Genomic DNA, 25,040 nt, shown 5'->3' on the forward strand with positions numbered 1-25,040 from the left:
GTCACGGTGCGAGCCGTGCAAAGGTGGCTTCGGCCACGGACAGTGCCATCTGTGGCGAAAAGTGCCGGCGGACGCTCTCTCGTCCCCCATCGGCCAGAGACTGCCAGAGCGTGGCGTCGTCGTGGAGCCGCACGACCTGGTCGGCGAACGCGTCCGCATCGTCGGCGACCAGCACATCGCGGCCGGGTTCAAGGTGCATGCCTTCCACGGCACATGAGGTCGCCACCACGGGCTGCCCATGCGCCATCGCCAGGTTGATCTTGCCCTTCACTCCCGCGCCGAATCGCAGGGGCGCAAGGCCGACGCGGCAGCCGTCCAGCAACGGTTGCAGGTCCGGTACGTGGCCGTGCATCACGATGCCCGATTCCGCGGGGAACTCCGGCAGGCCCTCCGGCCCCGGCGCGCCCACCACGTGCAGGCGCACGGCCGGCAGCGCGTCACGCACGCGCGGGAAGATCTCCGCCGACAGCCATGCCACCGCGTCGCGGTTGGGCGGATGGCGCAGTCCGCCCACGAACAGCAGGTCCCGGCGTTCATTGAAGGGCAGTCCCGCCGAATCGTCACGAATAATGTTGGACAGCACGCGCACGTCGGCGCCGGGCAACTGCCCGAGGAGCATGTCGCGTTCGATCGGGCTGACCACCCAGGTCGCATCCGCCATGCGTACGAGTCCAAGCTCGCGTCGACGCGTGGCGTCGGCGGAACGCCGGAGACTCGTGCTTGCGCGCATGTCGGCTTCGCGTCGTTCGCGCAGGTGGTGCAGGTCGACGGTGTCGAACACCAGCGTGGCCGACGGCGCGACCGAACGCAGGAACGGCAACCAGTGTCCGGCGGTGTCGTGCCGGCACAGGATCGCCGACGAAAGAGTGGCAGCGTTCTCGCGAACCCATGCGTCGGGACGCCGCTGTTGCGGGACATGGACGCCATCGGTGCGCAATGCATCGACGGCGTTTCCGGAGCAAGCACCGTCATCGGCGACGAACGCGACTGCATGCCCCGCCGACACCAGCGCCCTCATCAGCTCGACGATGCGCAACGATCCCGAATCCCGGTCAGGCTGCGGCAGTGCGGTGTCCACGACCAGAACCCAGGGTCGCGTGGTATCGAGCGCCGTGGATGGGGTTGGCGTGCTCGTCGTCCGGGTCGCCGCGCCTGTACCGGACGGGGTGGCGCGCGACCGCAGCATCGCGCGGCGCACCGTGGGCACCCAACCGTTCGACAACAGGCTCCTCCACGTCCGGCGGATCAGATTTGTGTGACGCCGGAAATGGAACAGCAGGGTCGGATGCATGGGCGACATAGCCGCTCGATGAACGAGCGCGGCATGATACCGACGTTGGCCGGTACACGGCCGCGGTAGGGGCAGGTCGGTGCGATAGACTCGGCCGATCACTTGCTCTGCAGGCTCCGTCGCGCCCGTGGCCCGAACCGATTACGACGACGATTTCGACTCCGACGACACCGCGCAGGGCGATCCGCCCCAATGGCGCCGCCGCCTGGTCACCTGGACGCTGGCGGCGATCGGGCTGGGCCTGGGGTTCCTGATCCCCTACACGCTGTACCTCAACCACGAGGTCGGCGAGCGCTTCGACCAGTTGCGCTGGCAGATCCCCACGCGCGTGTTCGCGCGGCCGCTGGAACTGGCGCCTGGCGTGGCGATGGGCCCGGAAACGCTGAAGACGGAACTCGATGCCGCGGCCTACCGGGAGGGCGACGGCCGCCGGCCCGGCAGCTATGCACGCGATGGCCGGCGCTGGCGGATCTCCAGCCGCGGGTTCGACGACATCGATGGCACCGTGCCGGCGCGCCGCATCGAAGTGGTCGTGTCCGGTGGCCGGGTCTCCAGCGTCCGCGATGCCGGGACCAAGCGCGAGCTGAAGTCGGCACGCCTGGACCCCGCCCGCATCGCCACCCTCTACGGGCAGAAGCAGGAAGAGCGCCGCCTGGTGAACATCCAGGAGGTGCCGGAGTTGCTGGTCACCGCCCTGCAGGCGGTGGAGGACCGAGATTTCGCGCACCACCACGGCATCGACCTTTCGGGCATGGCCCGCGCGGCGTGGGTCAACTTCCGTGCCGGCGAAGCCCGCCAGGGCGCCAGCACGCTGACCCAGCAGCTGGCCCGCAGCGGCCTGCTCGGCATCGGGCGCGAGCAGACGTGGTCGCGCAAGTTCAATGAAATCCTGTACGCGATGCTGATCGAGGCGCGCTACGACAAGGACGTGATCCTCGAGGCGTACCTCAACCAGGTGTACCTGGGCCAGCGCGGCGCGCAGGCGATCCACGGCGTGGCCGCCGGCGCCGAGTTCTGGTTCGGGCGCGACCTCGCCGACCTCAGCCCCGAGCAGATCGCGCTGATGGTCGGCATCGTGCGCGGGCCGTCGTACTACGACCCGCGCCGGCACCCGGAGCGTGCCCGCGAGCGCCGCGACTTCGCACTGGGCGAGATGCATGAAACCGGTTTGCTCGACGATGCCGAGTACAAGGCGGCACTCGAAGCGCCGCTGGGTGTCACCGAGAAGCCCGGCAGCGTGGCTGCGAACCGCTTCCCGGCGTACGTCGACCTCATCCGGCGGCAACTGGCGCGCGAGTACCCGGCCGATGCGCTGGCCGGCGCCGGGCTCCGCGTGATGAGTTCGATGGTGCCGTCGGCCCAGGCCCAGGCCGAGGGGGCGGTCGTCCGTACCCTGGAGAGCCTGGACAACGACAAGCGCCCGCCGCTGGAAGCCGGCGTGGTGGTGACCGATGTGCACAACGGCGACGTGGTGGCGGTCGTCGGCAGCCGTAACGTCGCCGTCCACGGCTTCAACCGCGCGATCGAGGCGCAACGCCCGGTGGGCTCGCTGCTCAAGCCCTTCGTCAACCTGCTGGCGCTCGCCCAGCCCGAGCGCTTTTCGCTGGCCAGTTGGGTGGACGACTCGCCGGTCACGGTGTCGCTGGGCCGCGGCCGCGAGTGGAGCCCGAAGAATTCCGACGGCCGCAGCCACGGCAGCGTGCGCCTGATCGATGCGCTCGCGCAGTCCTACAACCAGGCCACGGTGCGCATCGGCATGCAGGTCGCGCCCGAGCGGTTGGCCGACCTGGTCCGTACGCTGGCCGGCATCGAGGCCGAACCCAACCCTGCCCTGATCCTGGGCTCGCTGGACCAGAGCCCGTATGCGATGGCGCAGCTCTACCAGTTCCTGGCCTCGGGCGGTGAGATCCAGCCGTTGCACGCGGTGCGCGGCGTGGTCGATGCCGATGGCCGCACGCTCAACCGCTACGACAAGGCGCCGGCCCCGGCACAGGAGGGCGACGCGATCGCGGCGCGCCTGATCACCATCGCGCTGCAGCACGCCGTCACCAACGGTACGGCGCGTCGCCTCATGGCCGACGGCCTGGGCCGCCTGTCGCCGGCCGGCAAGACCGGCACCAGCAACGACGGCCGCGACAGCTGGTTCGCGGGTTGGACCGGCGACCACCTCGCCGTGGTGTGGGTCGGCAATGACCAGAACGAGTCCACCGGCCTGTACGGCGCCAGCGGCGCGATGCGCGTGTGGTCGTCGATGTTCTCGCGCCTGCCGACGTCGAAGCTCGAGGTCGGCGACGAAGGCATCGAATGGCACTGGGTGGTGGGCTCCAACGTGCGTGACGCGCAATGCCCGGGCGCGCGACGGTTCGCATTCGTGGCGGGCTTCGCGCCGCCGTATTCGCCGTGCCCGGCCCCGGAGCCGGTAGAGCCGGAGTCCGGCGGTTGGCGCGACTGGTTCGGCTTTGGCGATCGCGACGACGAGCCCGAGCCGCCGCCGCAGCAGCAGCCGACGGGAGAGGAGCTGTGACCCGAGCGATCAAGTCCGCACTGGTGGGGACCGGCCTTGCCGGACTGCTGGCCGCATGCGCAACCGGCACGCCCGAGCCGGCCGTGCCGGCCTTCGATACCGCCGCCGCGGTACGCGCCGTGCGCGCGGCAGGCGAGGTGGACGACAAGGAGCTGAGCGTGCAGCCGCTGCGCGACCCGCAGGTCGAGGACCTGCGCCAGGACGCGGTGGCGCTGGAGGCACGCGGCATGGTGCAGGGCGCAGCCGACGCGCTGGACCGCGCACTGGCGATCACGCCGGATGATCCGGCGCTGCTGCAGGAGCGGGCGGAACTCGCGCTGCTGCTGGGCGACACCGGCATGGCGGCGCAGCTGGCCACGCGCGCGTTCGAACTGGGTTCGCAGGTCGGCCCGCTTTGCAGGCGGCATTGGGAAACCATTGCCCAGGTCCGGCTGGCGACGCCGTCGCCGGCGGAAGGTGCGCCTGCAGCCGCCTCGGTCGAACAGGCGCGCGAGCGCCGCGACGCCTGCACCGTCGCCCCGCCCCCGCGGTTTTGACGGTAGTGGACGGCGGGCGGCTCGCGGGGGCATCGCGTGCGGCCCTGGAGGAGGGCGGCGACCTGGCGCGCGCGATTGCCGCGTTCGCGCCGCGCCCCGCGCAGCAGGACCTGGCCGTCGCAATCGCAGAGTCATTTGAAAGCCGCGAAGCGTTGCTGGCCGAGGCGGGCACCGGTACCGGCAAGACCTTCGCCTACCTGGTGCCGGCGATCCTGTCGGGGCTGCGCACCATCGTGTCGACCGGCACGCGCGCGCTGCAGGACCAGCTCTACCACCGCGACCTGCCGCGCGTGCGCGACGCGCTCGGTGTCGGGGTGAAGACCGCGCTGCTGAAAGGCCGCGCCAACTACCTGTGCCACTACCGGCTCAACCAGGCCAAGGGCGAGCCGCGCTTCGGCAGCCGCGAGATGGCCGCGCAGTTCCAGCGCATCGTCGCGTGGGCCGGGCGCACGCGCATGGGCGACCTGGCCGAGCTCGAAGCGCTGCCGGATGACTCCCCACTGGTGCCGATGGTCACCTCGACCGCCGACAACTGCCTGGGCAGCGAATGCCCGTTCTTTTCCGAATGCTTCGTCGTGCAGGCGCGCCAGCGTGCGCAGGCCGCCGACATCGTGGTGGTCAACCACCACCTGCTGCTGGCCGACCTCGCGCTCAAGCAGGAGGGCTTCGGCGAAATCCTGCCGGGCGCGGCGGCGTTCGTAGTCGACGAAGCGCACCAGTTGCCCGAGCTCGCTTCGCAGTTCTTCGGCGAGGCGCTGAGCGCGAGGCCACTGGTCGAACTGGCCCGCGACACGCTGGCCGAATGCAAGCAGGCACCGTCGGCGCTGGCGGTACTGCAGGAACCGGCGCGCGCGCTGGAGCTCGCGGTCCGTGCACTGCGCGCGTCGATGGACGAGTTGCCCGTGCGTGGCACCCGGCAACGCGCTGCCGAAGATGCCAACGTCGAGGCCGCGCTGGATGCCTTGTTCAACGCACTGCGCGGCCTGCACGCCGCGCTGATGCCCCTGCGCGAGGCGGCACCCGGGTTCGACAGCTGCGTCGCGCGGGCCAAGGAGTTCGAGAACCGGCTGCTGCGGTGGCGGGGCCACCGCGTCGGCGTGGCGTCGGAATACTCTGCTGCAAACCAAGTCCCTGACGACGGTGCGGACGATTCAGAGGCCGGCGGCCGCCATCCATTGCCGTCATTCCCGCGAAGGCGGGAATCCATGGACGTGGACTCATCCCGCGACGGGGCCATGCAGCCACTGGATGCTGGCACCACTGATGAGGACAGCGGTCGCGTGCCTGATACAGGCGTCCCGCCGGGTGCGTCCCCCTGCGATGAGCCGGACGCAGGCACCGCTGACGACGACGGGACAAGAGCGCCCGTTGGATGCGTTGCGTCGGGTGGGTCCCTCTGCGCTGGACCGGCAACAGGCGCCGCTGACGAAGACGGGACGGGCGTGCCCGTTGGATGCGTCGCGTCGGGTGGGTCCCTCTGCGCTGAACCGGACACAGGCACCGCTTACGACAACGACGGTAGCGTGCTTTGGTACGAGCTCACCGCGCGTGGGTTCCGCTTGAGCCGCACGCCGCTGGACGTCGCCGGTCCGCTGGCGCAACACCGCGCGCGTTCGCAGGCGGCGTGGGTGTTCACCTCGGCCACGCTGGCCATTGGCGGGCGCTTCGAGCACTACGCAATCAAGCTGGGGCTTTCCAAGCCGCGCACGCTGCTGGCACCCAGCCCGTTCGATTGGCCGCGGCAGGCGCTGTGCTACCAGCCCACGCGCATGCCCGAGCCGGCGTCGCGCGACTACACGGCCGCGGTGATCGATGCGGTGCTGCCGGTGCTGGAGGCCTCGGGCGGACGCGCCTTCGTGCTGTTCGCCTCGCACCGGGCGCTGCGCGAGGCGGCCGCCGAGCTGCGCGAGCACGGGGCGTGGCCGCTGTTCGTGCAGGGCGAGGCGCCGCGCTCGATCCTGCTGGAGCGCTTCCGCGCATCCGGCAATGGCGTGTTGCTGGGCACGGCCAGCTTCCGCGAGGGCGTGGACGTGGCCGGCGACGCGCTGAGCGTGGTGGTGATCGACAAGCTGCCCTTCGCCGCGCCCGACGACCCGGTGTTCGAGGCGCGGCTGGAGGCGATCCGCCGCAGCGGCGGCAACCCGTTCCGCGACGAGCAGCTGCCGCAGGCGGTGATCGCCCTCAAGCAGGGTGCCGGCCGCCTGATCCGCACCGAAACCGACCGCGGCGTGCTGGTGCTGTGCGACCCGCGGCTGACCAGCAAGAGCTATGGCCGCGTCTTCATGGAGTCGTTGCCGCCGTTGCCGCGCACGCGCCGGATCGACGACGTCGAGGCCTTCTTTGCGCCAGAATCCGTGCCCCTGACGGGAACCGACCATGACGGCTGACAGACAGCACGCCCGTGCGTGCAGGGTGGAGCGATGAAGCTGCTTGCGTTCGAGCTGGCGACCGAGGCCTGTTCGGTCGCGCTGTGGAACGACGGCGAGGTGGCCGAGCGGTTCGAGCTTGCGCCGCGACGGCACGCGGAGCTCGCGCTGCCGTGGGCGGAGGCGCTGCTGGCCGAAGCGGGCATCGCGCGGTCGCAGCTCGATGCGATCGCGGTCGGGCGCGGACCCGGCGCGTTCACCGGCGTGCGCTTGGCGATCGCAGTGGGGCAGGGCATCGCGCTGGCGTTGGACCGGCCGCTGGTGCCGGTGTCGACGCTGGCGGTGCTGGCGATGCGCGCGGCCGGCCCGCGCGTGCTCGCCGCCATCGATGCGCGCATGGGCGAGGTGTACCTGGGCGCCTTCGAGCGCGTCGACGGCTACGTCCGCGCACTGTCGGACGAGGTGCTGGGCGCACCGGGTTCGGTGCCTGTTCCGGAGGGCGAGTGGCATGGCGTGGGCACCGGATTCGCCGCGGGTGAGGGTGCACTCGTGCAGCGGCTCCGCGGCCACTCGACGTCGCATCTGGTGCATGTCGACGACACGCAGTTGCCGCATGCCGCGGATCTTGCGTGCCTGGCGGCCGTGGCGTTCGAACAGGGCGGCGCAGTCGCGGCCGACGCGGTGGAGCCGGCCTACCTGCGCAACAACGTGGCGCTGACGCTGGTCGAGCAACGGGCGCTGCGGAAGTAACCTGGGGAGCGGGACGGGCCCCCGTGATCCGGGTCTGGCTTCAAACTCAACCGGTGTCCTGGTCCCGCACATGTCTGTAGGAGCGACGTAAGTCGCGATGGTCGGCGTCCGAAGCTGCGTGGTCGCGACTTACGTCGCTCCTGCAGGAGGCCTTCGGTCAGCGCTGTCGGCAGAACACTTCGGCATGGAAGCGTTCGACCAAGCGACGTCAGTCGTCGACCAGCTCGCCTCCGGGGAGGAAGTTCCACGTGCGCGTGACGTGCAGGATGTCCGGGTCCTCGTCCGTGCGCGGCAGAGGCGGGTAGGGTTCGGCCAGCTGCGCGATGCGCAGGGCCGACTCGTCCAGCAGCGGGATGCCGCTGGATCGCACGATGTCGGCGCGGTCGACGCTCCCGTCGCGGCGGATCGCCACGCTGATGACGACCTGGCCGGCCAGCCGGCGCCGCCGCGCCTCATCGGGGTAGTTGAGGTTGCCGATGCGCTCGACGCGGTCCACCCACGCGCGCAGGTACGTCGCCCACGCGTACTCCTGCGTGCTGGCGGACACGAACTTGCGCGAGGGCCGCTTGGCGTATCGCTCCGAGCGCATGTGGATCTCGGCCGCCAGCCGCGCCATCGCCATGTCGCGCTCGACCTTCTCGCGGCCGCGCGGCAGCGGTGTCTCATCGGCCTCGGGCGTCGCGCGCGGTGTCGCCACCGGGGTCTCGCCACGCGCACTGCTCACCACGCGCGCTTCCGGCGGCGGTTGCGGAGACGGCGATTGCGCGCGCACCGGGCGCGGCGCCACGCCGGGCTGCACCTGTGGCGCGGCACCGGAGACGGTTTCGGTCGGCCGGGTCGAACGGTCATGCTCGCCGCCACCCTGGTTGCTGGCCTGCGCGAGGAAGTCCGCCTGCGACTGCGTCAGCGGGCTCTGTGTCCGGGTGAGGATCACGTCCAGCGTCGGCATCACCGGCGCGGCGCTTTCCACGGCGAACCCGACGCCCAGCAGCAGCATGCCGTGCAGCAGCAGCGACAGCACCAACGTCGCGCCCAGGCGCTGGTTCTCCATCGCGGCCGGCGCCGCCGGCGACGGAACCGCCACCGCGCTCATTGCGCGGGCACCATCCGGCGCTCGATGGCGTCGAACAGCTGGCCGGCGATGTTCAGTCCGAACTGCGCATCCAGCTCGCGGATGCAGGTCGGACTGGTGACGTTGACCTCGGTCAGGTAGTCGCCGATCACGTCGAGCCCGACGAAGACCATGCCGCGGCGCTTCATTTCCGGGCCGACCTGCGCGGCGATCCAGCGGTCGCGCTCGCTCAGTGGCCGGCCCTCGCCGCGGCCGCCCGCCGCCAGGTTGCCGCGGAATTCATCGCCCTGCGGGATGCGCGCCAGGCAGTAGTCGACCGGCTCCCCGTCCACCAGCAGGATGCGCTTGTCGCCCTCGGCGATCTCCGGCAGGTAACGCTGCGCCATCGCCAGCGATCGGCCGCCGGCGCTAAGCGTCTCCAGGATGACGTTGAGGTTGGGCTCGCCGGCGCGGGCGCGGAAGATCGAGCGCCCACCCATGCCGTCCAGCGGCTTGAGCACCGCCTCGCCGTGCTCGTTGACGAACGCCTTGAGCGACGCGGCGTCGCGGCTGACGAGGCTGGGCGCGCAGCACTGCGGAAACAGCAGTGCCGCCAGCTTCTCGTTGTAGTCGCGCAGGCCCTGCGGATCGTTGACGACCATTGCGCCCGCGGCCTGGGCGATGCCCAGCACCTGGGTGTCGTGGATGTATTCGGCGTCCACCGGCGGGTCGGTGCGCATCAGCACGACATGGCCGGTGGCGAGGGCGTGCACCGCCATTTCGCCCAGGGTGAACCAGTCGCGCGGGTTTTCGCGCACCGTCAGCGGCGCCATCCGGGCCACGGCGCGGCCGTCCTGCAGGGCCAGCCCGCCGGGCATCACGTACCAGAGGCGATGGCCCCGGCGCTGCGCCTCCAGCAGCATGGCGAAGGTCGAATCCTTGGCGATCCTGATCGACCCGATCGGGTCCATCACGACAACGACATCCAGCGGCTTGGGCACGGTCGGGGGCGGGGCGGCGAAAGTGCCGGCGATGGTAGCAGCCGGTCCGACGCGGAAAGGGTGCCAGGTGCCGCATTCAGCAAGGAAGTGACGGTAAATGCAGCTTGACAGTCCGCTCAGGGCTTGGAATAAAGGCAGCCTCGCGACATGCCGGACGACACGGCATGCGCACCGGGGGATTACTGAATGCTGGACGAGGGCCGCAACGGCAACCTCGATGGACTGCGGGTCATGGTGATCGATGACTCCAAGACCATCCGTCGTACTGCCGAGACACTGCTCAAGCGCGAAGGCTGCAACGTGGTCACGGCCACGGACGGTTTCGAGGCGCTGGCGAAGATTGCCGACCAACAGCCGCAGATCATCTTCGTGGACATCATGATGCCGCGGCTGGATGGCTATCAGACCTGCGCGCTGATCAAGAACAACCAGGCGTTCAAGGGCACGCCGGTGATCATGCTGTCGTCCAAGGACGGGCTGTTCGACAAGGCGCGCGGGCGCATCGTCGGGTCCGAGCAGTACCTCACCAAGCCATTCACGCGCGAGGAACTCCTCGACGCGATCCGCACGCACGTCAACGCCTGACCGGGGGGTAGGGCACTCAATGGCACGTATTCTTCTGATCGAGGACTCGCCGACCGACACGGCGGTGCTCACCCAATTGCTGGAACGCAACGGCCACCAGGTCCTGTCCTCGGGCAGCGCCGAGGACGGCATCGAGGTCTGCCGGCGCGAAAAGCCCGACCTGGTGCTGATGGACGTCGTCCTGCCCGGCATGAACGGCTTCCAGGCCACCCGCGCGCTGTCGCGGGATGCGGACACCAAGGAAATCCCGGTGCTGATCGTCAGCACCAAGGGCATGGACACCGACAAGGCCTGGGGCCTGCGCCAGGGCGCCAAGGACTACATCGTCAAGCCGCCGCGCGAAGACGAACTGATCGCGCGCATCAACGGCCTGCTGGACGCCTGAGGTGGCGGTGCGCACGCCGTTCGAGGTGCTGGCCGACTACGAGCGGCGCAGCCTCGCCCACGTCGCCGGCCTGCCGGAGCAGCTCGACGCGCCCGGCCTGTGGCGCGGCGTCGGCTACCGCATCGGTGCGCGCCGCATGGCGTCGCACTTCGATGAGGTCCGCGAAATCCTGACCCTGCCCCAGGTGACCCCGGTCCCCGGCGCGCAGCCGTGGATGCTCGGCCTGGCCAATGTCCGCGGCAACCTGCTGCCGATCGTCGACCTCAAGCAGTTCCTGGAAGGCGAGCGCACCGTGCTGCACGAGAGCCAGCGCATCCTGCTGGTGCGCCAGCCGGGCGGCGACGTCGCCGTGCTGATCGACGAGCTCTACGGCCAGCGCAGCTTCAACGAGCAGCAGCAGATTCCCGACGAGTCGCTGGCCGACGAGCAGATCGCGGTCGGCCGCTACACCCACTTCATCGACCGGGCCTACCGCCTGGACGAGCAGCCGTGGGGCATCTTCAGCCTCGAGCGCCTGACCCGCACGCCCGAATTCCGCCAGGCCGCGGCCTGACGCGCACCGCCACAACTCTCGCACCTTCTCCTACTGCCGCAGCACGCACCACACCAGAGGTCGTCGAACCATGAGCACTGACATCAACTCCGTCGCCGGCAAGGCCCGCAACCTTGGCGTCAACACCTGGCTGGTGCTGCTGGGCATCGCGGTTCTGGTGTTCGGCCTCAATACCGGTTACGCGACTTGGAAGGCGGCGCGCCTGGGTGGCGCCAGCTCCGCGGCATCCGACCTGCAGGTGCTCAGCCAGCAGCTGGCCAACCAGGGCCGCGAGGCGGTGGGTGGCGACGCGCAGTCCTTCGACGCCTTCAAGCAGACCAAGGCCGCGATCGACGAGGACATCGAGACGCTCAACGCCAACTTCGGCAACGAGCCGGGCGTGTCCGGCCCGATCGCCACCGTCACCGAGACGTGGGCGCCGCTGGGCGCCAGCGCCGAGCAGATGATCGCCAGCGAGCGCGCCGTGCTGGGCCTGGCCGACAACGCCAGCAGCTTCGCCGGCCAGGTGCCGCAGCTGCAGGCCAACCTCGACGAGCTGGTCCGCGCGATGTCCTCCAGCGGCTCGACCTCCTCGCAGGTCTACCTGGCCCTCCGCCAGGTCGTGCTGTCGGGCACCATGGCCCGCCGCATCACCGAGATCCAGGCCGGCGGCCCGGCCGCGGCGACGGCCGGCGACGCGCTGGCGCGCGACGCGGCCGTGTTCGACAACGTCATGACCGGCCTGCGCGAGGGCGACGAGACGCTGGGCGTCACCGCGCTGAGCAACAGTGGCGCGCTGGCCGCGCTGGGCCAGGCGCAGGCGCTGTGGACGGACATGAAGGAGGACCTCGACGCGATCCTGTCGACCTCGCAGAACCTGTTCCGCGCCCAGGCCGCCGCCGACTCGATCACCGCCGGTTCCGACCAGCTGCTGGCCGACAGCCGCCGCCTGTTCGACTCGTTCACCGCCTTCGGCTCGCTGCGCGACACCAGCATCCTGGGCAACCTGTGGATCTCGATCATCTCCGGTGCGCTGGCCCTGATCGCCATCGCCGGCCTGCTCTATTCGTTGAACCGCCTGCAGCAGAAGCGCTACGAGACCACCAAGGAACTCAACGACCGCAACCAGGAGGCGATCATGCGCCTGCTGGACGAAATGGGTTCGCTCGCAGAAGGCGACCTGACGGTGAAGGCGACGGTCACCGAGGACATGACCGGCGCGATCGCCGACTCGATCAACTTCGCCGTCGAGCAGCTGCGCAGCCTGGTGCAGACGATCACCGACACCTCGGTGCAGGTCGCCTCCAGCGCGCAGGAGACGCAGGCCACCGCCATGCACCTGGCCGAGGCCGCCGAACACCAGGCCCAGGAAATCTCCTCCGCCTCGGGCCGAATCAGCGAAATCGCCGCCAGCATCGACCAGGTCTCGAAGAACTCCGCCGAGTCCGCCGAGGTGGCGCAGCGCTCGGTGCAGATCGCGACCAAGGGCGCCGGCGTGGTGCGCCAGACGATCCAGGGCATGGACAGCATCCGCGACCAGATCCAGGAAACGTCCAAGCGAATCAAGCGCCTGGGTGAAAGCTCGCAGGAAATCGGCTCGATCGTCGAACTGATCAACGACATCTCCGAGCAGACGAACATCCTGGCACTGAACGCGGCCATCCAGGCGGCATCGGCGGGCGAGGCGGGCCGCGGGTTCGCGGTCGTGGCCGACGAAGTGCAGCGACTCGCCGAACGCGCATCCAACGCGACCAAGCGAATCGAGACCCTGGTGCAGACCATTCAGTCCGATACCAACGAAGCCGTCAGCTCGATGGAGCAGACGACCTCCGAGGTGGTCGCCGGTGCGCGCCTGGCCGAGGACGCCGGCACCGCGCTGGGCGAGATCGAAAAGGTGTCGTCCGACCTGTCGGGCCTCATCCAGGGCATTTCCACCGCGGCGCAGCAGCAGTCCGGCGCGGCGGCCAACATCACCCAGACGATGAACACGATTCAGCAGATCACCTCGCAGACCACGCAGGGCGCCAACCAGACGGCCGAGTCGATCGGCAACCTGGCGCAGCTCGCCGCGGACCTGCGCAGGTCGGTGGCCGACTTCAAGCTGCCTGCGTAAGCGGGCGGCTGGTCGCGCCAGGGGCGCTGTGGGAAGCGCGTGGCGCTTTCGATGTCGTGAGTCAGTTCAGTCGGTCAGTCAGTGGATTCCAGCTTAGTGAATGCTCCTAGTCACTCTTATCGGGCGGTCAAGCCGCCGACTGGTACCCCGTTCGACGGGCGGCTGACCGTGCGTGGAGTGATGGCATGACCGTGATGCGCGACGCCATCGACACCACCACGCTTGGCTGGATCAAGCCCGAGCTGGACCAGACCCTGCGGCAGGCGCGCGAGGAGATCGAGGCCTACGCCGAGAACCCCGGCGACGCCGAGCGCATGAAGGTCTGCGCCGGCCACCTGCACCAGGTGTGCGGCACGCTGCGGATGGTCGAGCTCTCGGCCCCGGCGATGGTGGCCGAGGAGATGGAGCGCCTCGCGCTGTCGCTGCACCACGGCGACGCCGAGGAGCGCCGCGACGATGCCTGCGCCGCGCTGATGCGTGGCGTGGTGCAGCTTCCCGATTACCTGGAACGCCTGCAGGGCGGCCACCGCGACATCCCGATCGTGCTGCTGCCGCTGCTCAACGAGCTGCGTGCGGCGCGCGGCGAGACGGGGCTCAACGAGAGCGTACTGTTCTCGCCCAACCTCGACCGGCCGCTGCCGCAGGACCTGCCGGCCCCGGTCCTCACGTCCGTGGCGCCGGCGCCGACCTCGCACCTGTCCGACTTCCGCAATGCGCTGTCGCAGTGGCCCGATGGCGGGGCCCCGGCGGACCCGGGCGCGTTGACGTCCGCGATCGACGGCCTGTTGGCCGACGTCGCGCTCGAGCCGCTGCGTCGCATGCTGTGGGTGGCCGCCTCGGTGGCCGCCGCGTTGCGCGATGGTGCGATCGAACCGACCGGCGCCCTGCGCCAGGCCTTCGGCGGCGTCGAGCGCGAAAGCCGCCAGATGCTGGAAGGCGACGACTTCAGCGGCCCGCGCAGCGAGCCCGCAGCCGAGCCGACCCGGCAGTTGCTGTACCACGCGGCCAACAGCGCCAACCCGCACCCGGCGCTGGCCGGCCTGCGCGACGCCTTCGACCTGGACGCCCAGCGCCCCAGCGAGTCGGAGCTGGAGCACGCCCGCGGCAGCCTGAGCGGCCGCAACCGCGCATTGCTGGATACCGTCTCGGCGGCGATCAAGGAAGACCTGCTGCGGGTCAAGGATGCGCTGGACCTGTACCTGCGCACCGGCCAGACCGATATCAACGAACTGCGCCCGCAGGTCGATGCGCTGGGCCGTGTCGGCGACACGCTCGGCATGATGGGTCTGAGCGTGGCGCGCGGCGTGGTGCTGCAGCAGCGCGACGCGATGCACGAGATCGTCACCGGCCAGCGCGCCGCCGACGAAACTGCGCTGCTGGACGTGGCCGGTGCACTGCTCTACGTCGATGCGTCCCTGGACGAGCAGGTCGCGCGCCTGGGCCTGCCAGAAGACGCGGCCGACGAGGACCTGCTGGCCAGCGAATCTCGCAAGGTGCTCGACATCGTCGTGCGCGAGGCCATCGCCAACTTCGGCGACGCGCGACAGTGCTTTGTCGCGTTCGTGGAAACCAACTGGGACCACGCCGAACTGGCCGATGTCCCGCGCCTGCTGGACGAGGTGTCCGGTGCGCTGCGCATCCTGGAACTGCCGCGTCCGGCCGAGTACCTGGTCGGCGTACGCCGCTACGCCGAGGTCGAACTGATCGGCCGCAAGCGCGTGCCCAACGGCCAGCAGCTGGACACCATGGCCGACGCGCTGGCCAGCGTGGAGTATTACCTGGAGGCCCTGCGCGAGCAGCGCCCCAACCGCGAGCGCATCCTCGAGATCGCGCGCCAGAGCCTGGAGTCGCTGGGCTACTGGCCGCTGCCGGGTGACACGCAGCACATCCCGACCGGTGCCCTCACGTCCGGCGACGCGACGCCGACGGCGTTGCAGGACCTCCCGGCGTGGGACGCGCCGACCGCGCCTGCCCGGGTCGACACCCCGGCGGAAACCGACGCACGCGATGCCGTCGAGCAGACGCCCGTGGCCGCGGCCCAGGCCGAAGAGACCTCGCCGGAGACGGCCGACGTGCCGGCGTCCGTGCCTGTCGGGCTGTCGGTGCAGTACGGCGGCTTCGCCCACAGCGACGACATAGACGACGAAATCCGCGAAGTCTTCCTCGAAGAGCTCGAGGAAGAGATCAACCACCTTGGCGAGCTGCTGCCGCCGTGGCGCGCCGCGCCGGACAATGCCGAGCTGCTGCGCCCGATCCGCCGCGTCTTCCATACCCTGAAGGGCAGCGGGCGCCTGGTCGGCGCCAAGGCGCTGGGTGAGTTCAGCTGGAAGGTCGAGAACATGCTCAATCGCGTGCTGGACGGCACGCGTCCGGCCACGCCCGCCGTCATTGCGGTGGTCGACCACGCCTTCGACACGCTGCCGCAGCTGCACGGCGCCCTGCAGGGCAAGGCTGCGCTGACGGCCGACCTGGCCGGCATCGAGGCCGTGGCCGATCGAGTCGCTGCAGGCGAAGAGGCGAGCTACCAGCCCGCAGTCTCCGCTACGCCAACGCACGCCGAGCCGATCGAAGCGCCGGCCGAAGAGGCCGTCGCCAGCGAAACCGCCGAGCACGTGGATGCGGAAGAGACCATCCACGCCGGCAGCGAACTGCACATCGACGAGGTGCCGGGCATCCCCGCGTCGGTGGACCCGGTGCTGCTGGAGATCCTCGATACCGAGGTCACCGGCCACCTGTCCACCATCCAGGACTGGCTGGCCGCCGCCGAAGCGGCGCCGCACCCGGCCAACGACCGCCTGCAGCGGGCGATCCACACGCTCAACGGCGCCTTCGCGATGACCGAAGTGCCGGTCATCACCGAGATCACCGCGCCGACCGAGGCATACGTCAAGCGGCTGCTGGCCGCCGGTACGCCGGCCACCGCCGAGGGCGTGGCCGGGCTGGACGCGGTGAGCACCGCGATCCGCCACACGCTGTCCGCGCTGCAGTCCGAGCGCCCGCGCGTGCCGGTGTTCAACGGCCTGGCCGAGCGCATGGCCGCGCTGCGCGACACCCTGCCGGCACCGCGTCCGGCCGGGCACGGCATGGACGCGGAGTCCGAGATCGACACTGGCGACGTGATCGAGGCGGTGGATACCGCGCATCACGAGCCCCTGAGCTCGCTCGACCTGAGTGCATTCCTGTCCGATGGCGACTCCGCCGCGGCCGAACCGGTCCCGTCGGAAGTTGCGACGGGTGGTGCGCCGCCCGCGGACGACGCCGATGCCGAGCATCTGGCCGCAGCTCTTCGGTTGGAAGAGCAGGTGCTGGAGGCCGAGCGCCTGGAGGCCGAACGGCTCGAGATCGAGCGTGCCGAGGGTGAAAAAGCGAACGACGAGCGCCTGGAGAGCGAGCGCATCGAAGCCGAACGCATCGAAAGCGAGCGTCTTGAGCAGGAACGGCAGGCTGCCGAGCTGGCCGAGGTCGAACGCATCGCCAGCGAGCAGGCGGAGATCGAGCGCCTTGAGGCCGAGCGCATCGAAGTCGAGCGTGCAGAAGCCGAGCGCGTGGAACAGGAGCGGGCCGAAGCGGAGCGCGCCGAAGCCGCTCGAATTGAAGCGGAGCAGCAGGCCGCCCAGCAGGCGGAGGCCGAACGCCTCGAAGCCGAGCGGGCCGAAGCCGAGCGTGTCGAAGCCGAGCGCCTTGCCGCAGAGCAGGCCGAAGCCGACCGCGTCGCTGCCGAAAAGGCCGAGGCCGAGCGCCTCGCCGAAGAAGAGCGGCTCGAGTACGAGCGCCTTGAAGCCGAGTACGCCGAGGCCGACCGGCTGGCGCGCGAACAGGCCGAGGCGGACACCGCCGCAACCGAGGAAGTCGCGACTGGCGAGGTCGTCAGTGAAGAGGCCGCGACCGACGAGGTGTTGCCGGAGCTTATCCAGGACGCGCCCGAAGACGCACCGAAGGCCGCAGAGCCCGTGCAGGCCGAGCCCGAACGGGCACCGATGGCGGCGTTCGTGCCGGTGTCGATCCCGGTCGAGGCCGACCCGGACGACGCGCTCGACCTGAGCGAACTCGACCCGGAACTGGTCGACATCTTCGTCGAGGAAGGCAGCGACCTGCTCGACCACTCCGACGGCCTGCTGGCCCAGTTGCGCCAGCACCCGACCGAGCGCGAGCCGTTGGTCGGCCTGCAGCGCGACCTTCACACCTTGAAGGGTGGCGCGCGCATGGCCGGCATCATGGCCGTGGGCGAGCTCGGCCACGTCATGGAGTCGCTGCTCGAGGCGGTGGTCGACCAGCGCCGCGAGCTGGGTCAGGACGGAATCCCGCTGCTGGAACTCGGCTTTGACCGTCTGCACGCGATGCTGACGCGCGTCGGCGATCGTCGCGCCATTGCCATGCCCGAGGCGCTGATCGCCGAGTTCGAGGCGCGTTCGCTGGGCGGCACCACAGTGACCACCGACACGGCCGCGGGCGCGGGCGCGGGCGCGGGCGCTGATACGCCAGCGCCGGTGCGCGAGCTCAAGCCGCTGTCGGCGCCCATCGGCGAGGACGTGCCGGAGGACGAGGACGACATCGCCATCCGCGCGCCGCAGGAGCAGGTGCGCATCCGCGCCGACCTGCTCGACCGGCTGGTCAACTACGCCGGCGAGGTGGCCATCTACCGCGCCCGCCTGGAGCAGCAGCTGGGTGCGTTCCGCGGCGCCATCGCGGAAATGGCGGCGACCAACACCCGCATGCGCGACCAGCTGCGGCGCCTGGAGATCGAAACCGAAGCCCAGATCGTCGCGCGCTACCAGCGCGAAGGCGACAGCGGCGAGCAGGCCTTCGATCCGCTGGAACTCGACCGCTTCTCCAACCTGCAGCAGCTCTCTCGCGCGCTGTCGGAATCGGCGGCCGACCAGAACAGCCTGCAGCTCACGCTCGATGACCTGACCCGCCAGTACGAGACGCTGCTGCTGCAGCAGTCGCGCGTCAGCTCGGACCTGCAGGAAGGCCTCATGCGCACGCGCATGGTGCCGTTCGACTCGCTGCTGCCGCGCCTGCGCCGCGTGATCCGCCAGGCGTCCGGCGAGCTGGGCAAGCAGGTCCAGCTCAAGCTGGACGGCGCGCAGGGCGAACTCGACCGCAACGTGCTGGAGCGCATGACCGCGCCGCTGGAGCACATGCTCCGCAACTCGGTCGCCCACGGCCTTGAAACGCCCGAGCAGCGCAAGCAGGCGGGCAAGGGCGAGGAAGGCGCGATCCGGATTGCGGTGCGCCGCGAAGGTTCGGAAGTGGTGCTGGAGGTCGGCGACGACGGCCGAGGCCTGGACCGCGACGCGATCCGTCGCCGCGGCGAGGAGCGTGGCCTGATCCGCGAGGACGCGATCCTCACCGACCACGACCTCGATGCGCTGATCCTGGAGCCAGGCTTCTCCACCGCCAACGAGGTCAGCCGCCTGGCCGGGCGCGGCGTGGGCATGGACGTGGTGGCCAGCGAAGTGCGCCAGCTCGGCGGCACGCTGGACATCCAGTCGCGTCCCGGCAAGGGCGTCACCTTCACCCTGCGCCTGCCGCAGACGCTGGCGGTCACCCAGGCGGTGTTCGTCAAGATCGGCGAGACCACGTTCGCGGTGCCGATCGCCTCCGTGCGCGGCGTCGGCCGCATCGCCCGCGACGAGCTCGAAGGCGACAACCCGGTCTACAACTACGGTGGCGAGGAGTACGCGGTCCACGACCTCGGCCGACTCGTCGGCCACGCGCAGGCCAAGGCCGAAGGCCACCTGCAGATGCCGTTGCTGCTGATCCGCTCCGGCGACCTGCGGGCTGCGGTCAGCGTCGACCAGGTGGTCGGCAACCGCGAAATCGTGGTCAAGCCGGTCGGGCCGCAGGTGGCGTCGGTGCCGGGCATCTTCGGCGCGACCATCATGGGTGACGGCCGCGTGGTCGTGATCCTCGACGTGGCCCCGCTGGTGCGCCGCCAGGCCGCGCTGCCGCGCGACCAGCTGGGCCTGCAGGCGCCGGTGGTCGAGCAGCGCAAGGTGCCGCTGGTGATGGTGGTCGACGACTCCGTCACCATGCGCAAGGTCACCGGCCGCGTGCTGGAGCGACACAACTTCGAGGTGGCGACCGCGAAGGACGGCGTGGATGCGCTGGAGCGCATGACCGACGTCGTCCCCGACCTGATGCTGTTGGACATCGAGATGCCGCGCATGGATGGCTACGAGCTCGCGACCCACATGAAGGCCGACGCGCGCCTGCGCGGCGTGCCGATCGTGATGATCACCTCGCGTACCGGCGACAAGCACCGCCAGCGCGCGTTCGAGATCGGCGTGGAGCGCTACCTCGGCAAGCCGTACCAGGAGCCGGAACTGATGCGCAACGTCTTCGAGCTGCTGGGCATCGAGCGTCGCCATGACGGATAACGCCCGCCGCGTCGCCCTGCTGGCCCGGCCCGGCGTCGCCGCCGACCGGCTGCGTGAAATGATCGACGAGGCCGGCGTGGAGCGCGTGCTGCACGCCGATCCGACGCAGCTCGACACGCCCGAGCTGATCGCGGCCGAGCCGCAGGTCGTCGTGGTCGCATTGGACCCCGCGACCGAAGACGTGCTCGAGCGCTTCGACGCCGTGCTCGGCGATCCGATGATCGACGTGATCTACGAGGAAGCCGAGCTCGCGGCCGCGCGCGAAGGCTGGGATGCGGCGCGCTGGAAGCGGCACCTCGTCGCCAAGCTCCTGGGGCACCGCGACGTGCTGCCGCCCGGGACCGAGCCCGAAGGCGAGGCCGAGGTCGTGGCGGCCCCCCTGCAGTCGCTGCACGCCAGCTTCGATCCGGTGGAGGCCGAGGCGGGTGATTACGGCAGTTCGCGCGGTGACGCGGCCACGGTCGAGCTGATCGACTTCGACCTTGCTTTTGGAATGCCTGTGCAGGAAGGCACCGAGGCGGCGCAGGAACAGGCGACCGGAGGTTCGATTCCGGATGATGCGGATGAAGACCACGCGTCCGAGCAGACGCCCCCCGCATCCGCTGCGGGCCTTGGCCTCGGCAGCGGCGATCTGAGCCTGGTCGACGACGATGCCGTGCCGGCCAGCACGTCGAGGGAGGTCGGCGACCGGTTCCAGCACGACATGGCCGACCTGGAGCGCCGCATCTCGACGCTCGAACTGGTGGACGACACGCCGGTGCGTGGGCCCGAGCAGGCCAACGGCGCGGTACTGGTCATGGCCGGAATCGGCGGCCCCGATGCGGTCCGCCAGTTCCTGGCGGCGTTGCCCGGAGATTTCCCGCGCCCCGTGCTGGTGCAGCAACGCCTGGATGGCGGACGCCATGATCGTCTCGTCGCGCAGATGCAGCGCGCCACCCAATTGCCTGTACGTCTGGCGGAAATTGGTCACGCCGTGCTTCCGACTCATGTGTATGTCCTGCCAACCGAGGTGGGTTTGAAGTCCGGTGGCGACGGGTTGTCCTTTGTCGAAGGGGGCTCGCTGCTGGAAGCGCTGCCATCGGCTGACAGCGCAGTGTTGATGCTGAGCGGCAGCGATGCCGAACTCGTCGATGCGGTCCTCAAGCACGGCCATGGCGGCGCACTGATCGCAGGCCAGGCGCCCGAGGGTTGCTACGACGCCGCCGCGCCGGCCGAACTGGCCGCACGGGGTGGCCAGACCGGCCAGCCGGCCGAACTCGCGTCGCGACTGGCCGAGCGCTGGCCGGGCTGAGGAATTCGCAATGTCCAAGAACAAGCACAAGCACCACACGCGACAGGGCCACGGCCACGATGCTGCCGAGGCCTCGTCATCCAATGGCACCGGTCCCGTGACCGACGTCGCACAGACGCCGGCCGAGGACGCGGTGATGGGTGACATCCGGGGCGTCCTGATCCAGGTCGCGGGCGCACGCCTGCTGCTGCCCAACGCCACCATCGCCGAGGTGCTGTCCTATGCCGAACCCGAGCCGATCGCTCCGGCGCCGGAGTGGCTGCTGGGACGTACGCGCTGGCGTGGCTGGCAGTTGCCGCTGGTCGCGTTTTCCCGGCTGGCCGGGCTGGGCGTGGACCAGCCCGGGCTGGGCAGCAAGGTCGCGGTGTTGAAGGCACTGGCCGGCAACTCGAGGACGCCGTTCTTCGCGGTTGTCACGCAGGGCTTCCCGCGCCTGGTCACCGTGGCGCGCGACAGCCTGTCCACGTTGGGCGAGGACGGCGACGTGCTGCCCACTGGCGTGCTGGCGCGCGTGCAGCTCAACGAGGACGAGGCCCTGATCCCGGACCTCGAAGCGCTCGAAGGACTGGTGGCCGAAGCGGTCGCGCAGGCGGCCTGAGAGCTTCGCGCGCCGTCACAGGGGCGCTCCGTAGGCCGTCGCGCCCGGCAATCGGCTAGGCCTGAAGATCCCCGAATCGCGCCTGCAACGCGGCAATCGCGGCCAGCCCGGCCGTTTCGGTACGCAGGATGCGCGGCCCCAGTCGCAGGCCTGCGAAGCCGGCTGCGACCAGCTGCTCACGATCCAGCGGCGACCAGCCACCCTCCGGGCCAACGGCCAGATACAGCGGGTGCGCGGTGTCCGGCTCAAACCCGTTGAACGCGACTCCGCCCTCGGGGTCGAGCAGCAGCCGCGTGCCGCCCGGTTGTAGTGCACCCAATGCCGCCTGCAACGAAACTGGCGCCGATACCGAGGGCAGGCGCGCGCGGCCGCTCTGTTCGCAGGCCGACGCCACGACGCTGCGCCAGTGGGCGAGACGCTTCTCCGCGCGCGCCTCGTCGAGCTTCACCTCGCTGCGTTGCGACATCACCGGGACGATGCCGGCCACGCCCAGTTCGGTGGCCTTCTGTAGCACCAGGTCCATCTTCTCGCCACGTGCCACGCCCTGCACCAGGACGATCGACAACGGTGATTCGCGGTCGACCCGCGTCGCCTCACCCAGCCGTACCCGCACCTCGCGCTTGCCCAGGGCCGTGATCGTCGCCGGCCAGTCGCGGCCGTCGCCGTTGAACAGCACGCAGGCGTCGCCTTCGCGCATCCGCAAGACCCGGGTCAGGTGTGCGGCGGCGGCCTCCGGAAGCGACACCTCGGCCGCATCGGACAACGGCAGGTCGACGTGGACGCGGGTCACGCGCATGCCGTGGCCTCCTCGATGGCGTCGGCGGTGACCTGCGCGAGGTGGTCCAGCGTCGCCTCGTCGACGCAGTACGGCGGCATCCAGTAGAGCGTGTCGCCCAGCGGTCGCAGCAGTACCCCGCGATCGAGCGCCGCGCGGTACGCCCGGAGGCCGATGCGTAGACCGGGATCGAAGGGCACGTCCCGCTGGCCATCGCGCGTCAGCTCGAACGCGACGATCATCCCGGCCTGCCGCGCCTGCGCCACGTGGCGGTGACTGCCTACGCCGGCCGCGAGCTCACCCATGCGCGTGGCAAGGGAACGGTTGCGGACCAGCACGTCATCGGCCTCGAAGATATCCAGCGTCGCCAATGCGGCCGCGCACGCCAGAGGGTTGCCGGTGTAGCTGTGCGAATGCAGGAATGCGCGCTCGCGCGACTCGTCGAGGAAGCCGTCGTACAGCGCCTGCGTCGCAAGCACCGCCGCAAGCGGCAGGGATCCCCCTGTCAGCCCCTTCGACAGGCACATCAGGTCGGGCGCGATGCCGGCCTGCTCGCAGGCGAACAGGGTGCCGGTACGGCCGAAGCCCACTGCAATCTCGTCGGCGATCAGGAACACGCCGTGCGCATCGCACAGCTCGCGCGCCCGTCTAAGGTACGCCGGATGGTGCATCCGCATGCCCCCCGCGCATTGGACGCGCGGCTCCAGGATCATTGCGCAGACCTCGCCCCTGTGGCGCTCCAGCGTGGTGGCGAGCGCCTCGGCGGCACGCAGCGCGCAGGCCTCTTCCGATTCGCCCGCGTGCACGTTCCATGCATCCGGCGACGGCACGAAGACGGCCTCGGCCAGCAGCGGCGCGTATACGCGCCGGTACAGCGGGATGTCGCCGACGGCCAGCGCGCCCAGCGTTTCGCCGTGGTAGCCGCCTTCCAGCGCGATGAAACGCGTGCGGCCGTCCTCGCCCCGGTTGCGGAACCAGTGGAACGCCATCTTCAGCGCCACCTCGACACCGGCCGAGCCGTTGTCGGCGTAGAACACCTTCGCCAGCGGCGCGCGTCCGGGTTGTCGCGGTGCCAGGTCCAGCAGCCGTTCGGCCAGCTCGACTGCAGGCATGTGCGAGCAGCCGGCGAGGATCACGTGCTCCAGCGTGCGCGCCTGGCGCGCGATCGCCTCGGCGATGCGCGGCTCGGCGTGGCCGAACAGGTTGGTCCACCAGCTGGAGATGGCATCCAGGTAACGCCGCCCATCGTGGTCGACGAGGAACGCGCCCTCGCCCCGGGCGATCGGCAGCAATGGAAGGGTGTGCGGGTGCTCGCGCATCTGCGTGCACGGGTGCCACAGCACGGCCAGGTCGCGGTCGCGCCAGTGCGACGCCGCGTCGCCGGGCTCTGCTAGCATCCCGGCATCGTCTGTCTTGGTTCGCATCCGGTGATTATCGCCCCTTCGACCGACTCGTGCCCCGACGCCGGGAGCCGGCGGTGAGTCGCCCGCTGCCCACCATCCACGGCATCACCGAGCACGACGCAGGGCCGTACCGGCTGGAGCGGCTGGACCTGGAGTTCAGCAACGGTGAGCGCCGCCAGTTCCAGCGCCTGCACGGACGCGGACATGGCGCGGTGGTGGTCGTACCGATGCTCGATGCCGACACCGTCTTGCTGGTGCGCGAGTACGCGGCGGGCATGCACCGCTACGAACTCGGGCTGGTCAAGGGTCGCATCGATGCCGGCGAAACCGCGCTGGAAGCGGCCAATCGCGAGCTCAAGGAGGAGGCCGGCTACGGCGCCGCGCGGCTCGACCACCTGCGCGCGCTCACCCTGGCGCCTACCTACATGAGCCACGAGGCGCAGCTCGTGGTCGCGCGCGACCTCTACCCCGAGCGCCTGCCGGGCGACGAACCCGAGCCGCTCGAGCCGGTGCCGTGGAAGCTCGACGACCTTCACCAGCTGATCCTGCGCGAGGACTTCTCAGAAGGCCGCAGCATCGCCGCCGTTTTCATCGCCCGGGAGTGGCTCCGCCAACACGCATGACGCATACCGATTCGATCCTCGACCCCCGCATCCGCGACGGGGTCATCGCAGTGGCACGCACCGCCGCCGCCGAAATCCTCAAGGTCTACGACAGCGAATTCGACGTGGTCCGCAAGGACGACGCTTCGCCATTGACTGCGGCCGACCTGGCTTCGCACCGCTGCATCCTCGACGGATTGCACGCGCTGACGCCTGACGTGCCGGTGCTGTCGGAGGAGTCCACGGGCATTGCCGCAGCCGAGCGCCTGGGCTGGCGTCGCCTATGGATCGTCGACCCGCTCGACGGTACGCGCGAGTTCGTCAAGCGCAACGGCGAGTTCACGGTGAACATCGCGCTGGTCGAAGACGGGGTGGCGACCTTCGGCGTGGTGCTGGCGCCGGTGACCGGCGTGCTCTGGCATGGCGGCGCCCGCTGGGGCGCTCTCCGGCAGCAGCGGGATGGGACGGAAAGCGCCGCGCGGGTACGTGCGCCGGCATTCGCGCCGTTGCGCGTGGCGGCCAGCCGATCGCATCGGGATGCCCGTACCGCCACCTTCATCGAGCGCATGGGCGAGGTGGAGCCGGTCGGGCTGGGCTCCTCGCTGAAATTCTGCGCCGTCGCCGACGGCGGGATCGATGTGTATCCGCGCTTCGGGCCCACCAGCGAATGGGACACCGCGGCCGCCCAGGCGGTTCTGGAAGGCGCCGGCGGTGCGGTGCTCGACCTGCAGGGGCGCCCGTTCCGCTACAACCAGCGCGAGACGATCCTCAACGGCGAGTTCGTGGCACTGGGCGACGTATCGCTGCCGTGGCGCGAGTGGGCGGCGGTCTGAACGTGGAGGCGTGCATGTCCG

General features: G+C 70.3%; 18 protein-coding genes. 13 read left to right on the plus strand and 5 right to left on the minus strand.

Annotated features, from left to right (window positions below; all coding sequences use genetic code 11):
- Position 1: 1 nt before the first annotated feature.
- Positions 2-1,078 (minus strand): glycosyltransferase, encoded by a 1,077-nt coding sequence (locus K6753_RS14740; protein WP_223674733.1) that lies wholly within the window; start codon positions 1,076-1,078, stop codon positions 2-4.
- 340 nt (positions 1,079-1,418) lie between these two features.
- Here K6753_RS14740 and mrcB point away from each other — a divergent pair, with 340 nt between their 5' ends.
- Genes mrcB through tsaB form a run of 4 tightly spaced genes read left to right on the plus strand, consistent with a single transcriptional unit; the run spans position 1,419 to position 7,467 of the window.
- Positions 1,419-3,815, plus strand: a complete 2,397-nt coding sequence (gene mrcB, locus K6753_RS03255; RefSeq protein ID WP_223674734.1) for a penicillin-binding protein 1B — start codon at positions 1,419-1,421, stop codon at positions 3,813-3,815.
- The gene (locus K6753_RS03260) at positions 3,812-4,351 is read left to right on the plus strand and encodes a tetratricopeptide repeat protein (protein WP_223674735.1); all 540 of its coding nucleotides are present in this window, start codon (positions 3,812-3,814) and stop codon (positions 4,349-4,351) included. Before mrcB ends, K6753_RS03260 begins: the two co-directional genes overlap by 4 nt.
- Before the next feature lie 5 nt (positions 4,352-4,356).
- Positions 4,357-6,738 carry an ATP-dependent DNA helicase gene (locus tag K6753_RS03265; RefSeq protein WP_425492047.1) on the plus strand — a complete coding sequence of 794 codons (2,382 nt, stop codon included), beginning with the start codon at positions 4,357-4,359 and terminating at the stop codon, positions 6,736-6,738.
- Between the two features lie 33 nt (positions 6,739-6,771).
- Positions 6,772-7,467: a tRNA (adenosine(37)-N6)-threonylcarbamoyltransferase complex dimerization subunit type 1 TsaB gene (gene tsaB / locus K6753_RS03270; RefSeq protein ID WP_223674736.1), complete on the plus strand. Its 696-nt coding sequence runs from the start codon at positions 6,772-6,774 to the stop codon at positions 7,465-7,467.
- A gap of 208 nt (positions 7,468-7,675) precedes the next feature.
- On the opposite strand, the gene K6753_RS03275 is transcribed toward tsaB, so the two are convergent.
- The gene (locus K6753_RS03275; RefSeq protein WP_223674737.1) at positions 7,676-8,560 is read right to left on the minus strand and encodes an energy transducer TonB; all 885 of its coding nucleotides are present in this window, start codon (positions 8,558-8,560) and stop codon (positions 7,676-7,678) included.
- Positions 8,557-9,519: a glutathione synthase gene (gene gshB, locus K6753_RS03280; protein ID WP_223674738.1), complete on the minus strand. Its 963-nt coding sequence runs from the start codon at positions 9,517-9,519 to the stop codon at positions 8,557-8,559. The genes K6753_RS03275 and gshB overlap by 4 nt, the downstream gene beginning before the upstream one ends.
- 186 nt (positions 9,520-9,705) lie before the next feature.
- Between gshB and pilG the strand changes: the two genes are divergently transcribed.
- The 7 genes from pilG to K6753_RS03315 all read left to right on the plus strand — a co-directional run bounded on the left by pilG (position 9,706) and on the right by K6753_RS03315 (position 21,406).
- Positions 9,706-10,104, plus strand: a complete 399-nt coding sequence (pilG, locus tag K6753_RS03285) for a twitching motility response regulator PilG (protein ID WP_223674739.1) — start codon at positions 9,706-9,708, stop codon at positions 10,102-10,104.
- A gap of 19 nt (positions 10,105-10,123) precedes the next feature.
- Positions 10,124-10,489, plus strand: a complete 366-nt coding sequence (locus K6753_RS03290; RefSeq protein WP_223674740.1) for a response regulator — start codon at positions 10,124-10,126, stop codon at positions 10,487-10,489.
- Positions 10,490-10,496: 7 nt separating this feature from the next.
- Positions 10,497-11,042 carry a chemotaxis protein CheW gene (locus tag K6753_RS03295; RefSeq protein ID WP_223674853.1) on the plus strand — a complete coding sequence of 182 codons (546 nt, stop codon included), beginning with the start codon at positions 10,497-10,499 and terminating at the stop codon, positions 11,040-11,042.
- A 70-nt stretch (positions 11,043-11,112) separates the two neighbouring features.
- Positions 11,113-13,134, plus strand: coding sequence for a methyl-accepting chemotaxis protein (locus tag K6753_RS03300; protein ID WP_223674741.1), 2,022 nt, complete (start codon positions 11,113-11,115; stop codon positions 13,132-13,134).
- 185 nt (positions 13,135-13,319) lie between these two features.
- Positions 13,320-19,517, plus strand: coding sequence for an Hpt domain-containing protein (locus K6753_RS03305; protein WP_223674742.1), 6,198 nt, complete (start codon positions 13,320-13,322; stop codon positions 19,515-19,517).
- Positions 19,507-20,808, plus strand: coding sequence for a chemotaxis protein CheB (locus K6753_RS03310; RefSeq protein WP_223674743.1), 1,302 nt, complete (start codon positions 19,507-19,509; stop codon positions 20,806-20,808). The genes K6753_RS03305 and K6753_RS03310 overlap by 11 nt, the downstream gene beginning before the upstream one ends.
- A 10-nt stretch (positions 20,809-20,818) precedes the next feature.
- Positions 20,819-21,406, plus strand: coding sequence for a chemotaxis protein CheW (locus K6753_RS03315; protein WP_223674744.1), 588 nt, complete (start codon positions 20,819-20,821; stop codon positions 21,404-21,406).
- Between the two features lie 55 nt (positions 21,407-21,461).
- Here K6753_RS03315 and K6753_RS03320 read toward each other — a convergent pair whose 3' ends face one another.
- A complete protein-coding gene (locus K6753_RS03320; RefSeq protein WP_223674745.1) occupies positions 21,462-22,202 on the minus strand; it encodes a 16S rRNA (uracil(1498)-N(3))-methyltransferase in 741 nt (246 codons plus the stop codon).
- On the minus strand, positions 22,193-23,605 hold the full coding sequence (bioA, locus tag K6753_RS03325) for an adenosylmethionine--8-amino-7-oxononanoate transaminase (protein ID WP_425492049.1): 1,413 nt from the start codon (positions 23,603-23,605) through the stop codon (positions 22,193-22,195). The genes K6753_RS03320 and bioA overlap by 10 nt, the downstream gene beginning before the upstream one ends.
- Positions 23,606-23,658: 53 nt before the next feature.
- Between bioA and nudE the strand changes: the two genes are divergently transcribed.
- Both nudE and cysQ read left to right on the plus strand, forming a co-directional pair.
- Positions 23,659-24,207: an ADP compounds hydrolase NudE gene (gene nudE / locus K6753_RS03330; RefSeq protein WP_223674747.1), complete on the plus strand. Its 549-nt coding sequence runs from the start codon at positions 23,659-23,661 to the stop codon at positions 24,205-24,207.
- Positions 24,204-25,019: a 3'(2'),5'-bisphosphate nucleotidase CysQ gene (gene cysQ, locus K6753_RS03335; protein ID WP_223674748.1), complete on the plus strand. Its 816-nt coding sequence runs from the start codon at positions 24,204-24,206 to the stop codon at positions 25,017-25,019. Before nudE ends, cysQ begins: the two co-directional genes overlap by 4 nt.
- Positions 25,020-25,040 lie beyond the last annotated feature (21 nt).

It is taken from the genome of Novilysobacter selenitireducens (assembly GCF_020026895.1).
Taxonomy (GTDB): Bacteria; Pseudomonadota; Gammaproteobacteria; order Xanthomonadales; family Xanthomonadaceae; genus Lysobacter_C; species Lysobacter_C selenitireducens.

What these genes read in the sequence shown, in the direction of transcription:
- tsaB (WP_223674736.1), top strand. Translation starts at nt 6,772, where the DNA reads ATGAAGCTGCTTGCGTTCGAGCTGGCGACCGAGGCCTGTTCGGTCGCG.
- K6753_RS03275 (WP_223674737.1), bottom strand. Translation starts at nt 8,560, where the DNA reads ATGAGCGCGGTGGCGGTTCCGTCGCCGGCGGCGCCGGCCGCGATGGAG.
- pilG (WP_223674739.1), top strand. Translation starts at nt 9,706, where the DNA reads ATGCTGGACGAGGGCCGCAACGGCAACCTCGATGGACTGCGGGTCATG.
- K6753_RS03290 (WP_223674740.1), top strand. Translation starts at nt 10,124, where the DNA reads ATGGCACGTATTCTTCTGATCGAGGACTCGCCGACCGACACGGCGGTG.
- K6753_RS03300 (WP_223674741.1), top strand. Translation starts at nt 11,113, where the DNA reads ATGAGCACTGACATCAACTCCGTCGCCGGCAAGGCCCGCAACCTTGGC.
- K6753_RS03305 (WP_223674742.1), top strand. Translation starts at nt 13,320, where the DNA reads ATGACCGTGATGCGCGACGCCATCGACACCACCACGCTTGGCTGGATC.
- K6753_RS03310 (WP_223674743.1), top strand. Translation starts at nt 19,507, where the DNA reads ATGACGGATAACGCCCGCCGCGTCGCCCTGCTGGCCCGGCCCGGCGTC.
- K6753_RS03315 (WP_223674744.1), top strand. Translation starts at nt 20,819, where the DNA reads ATGTCCAAGAACAAGCACAAGCACCACACGCGACAGGGCCACGGCCAC.
- K6753_RS03320 (WP_223674745.1), bottom strand. Translation starts at nt 22,202, where the DNA reads ATGCGCGTGACCCGCGTCCACGTCGACCTGCCGTTGTCCGATGCGGCC.
- bioA (WP_425492049.1), bottom strand. Translation starts at nt 23,605, where the DNA reads ATGCGAACCAAGACAGACGATGCCGGGATGCTAGCAGAGCCCGGCGAC.
- cysQ (WP_223674748.1), top strand. Translation starts at nt 24,204, where the DNA reads ATGACGCATACCGATTCGATCCTCGACCCCCGCATCCGCGACGGGGTC.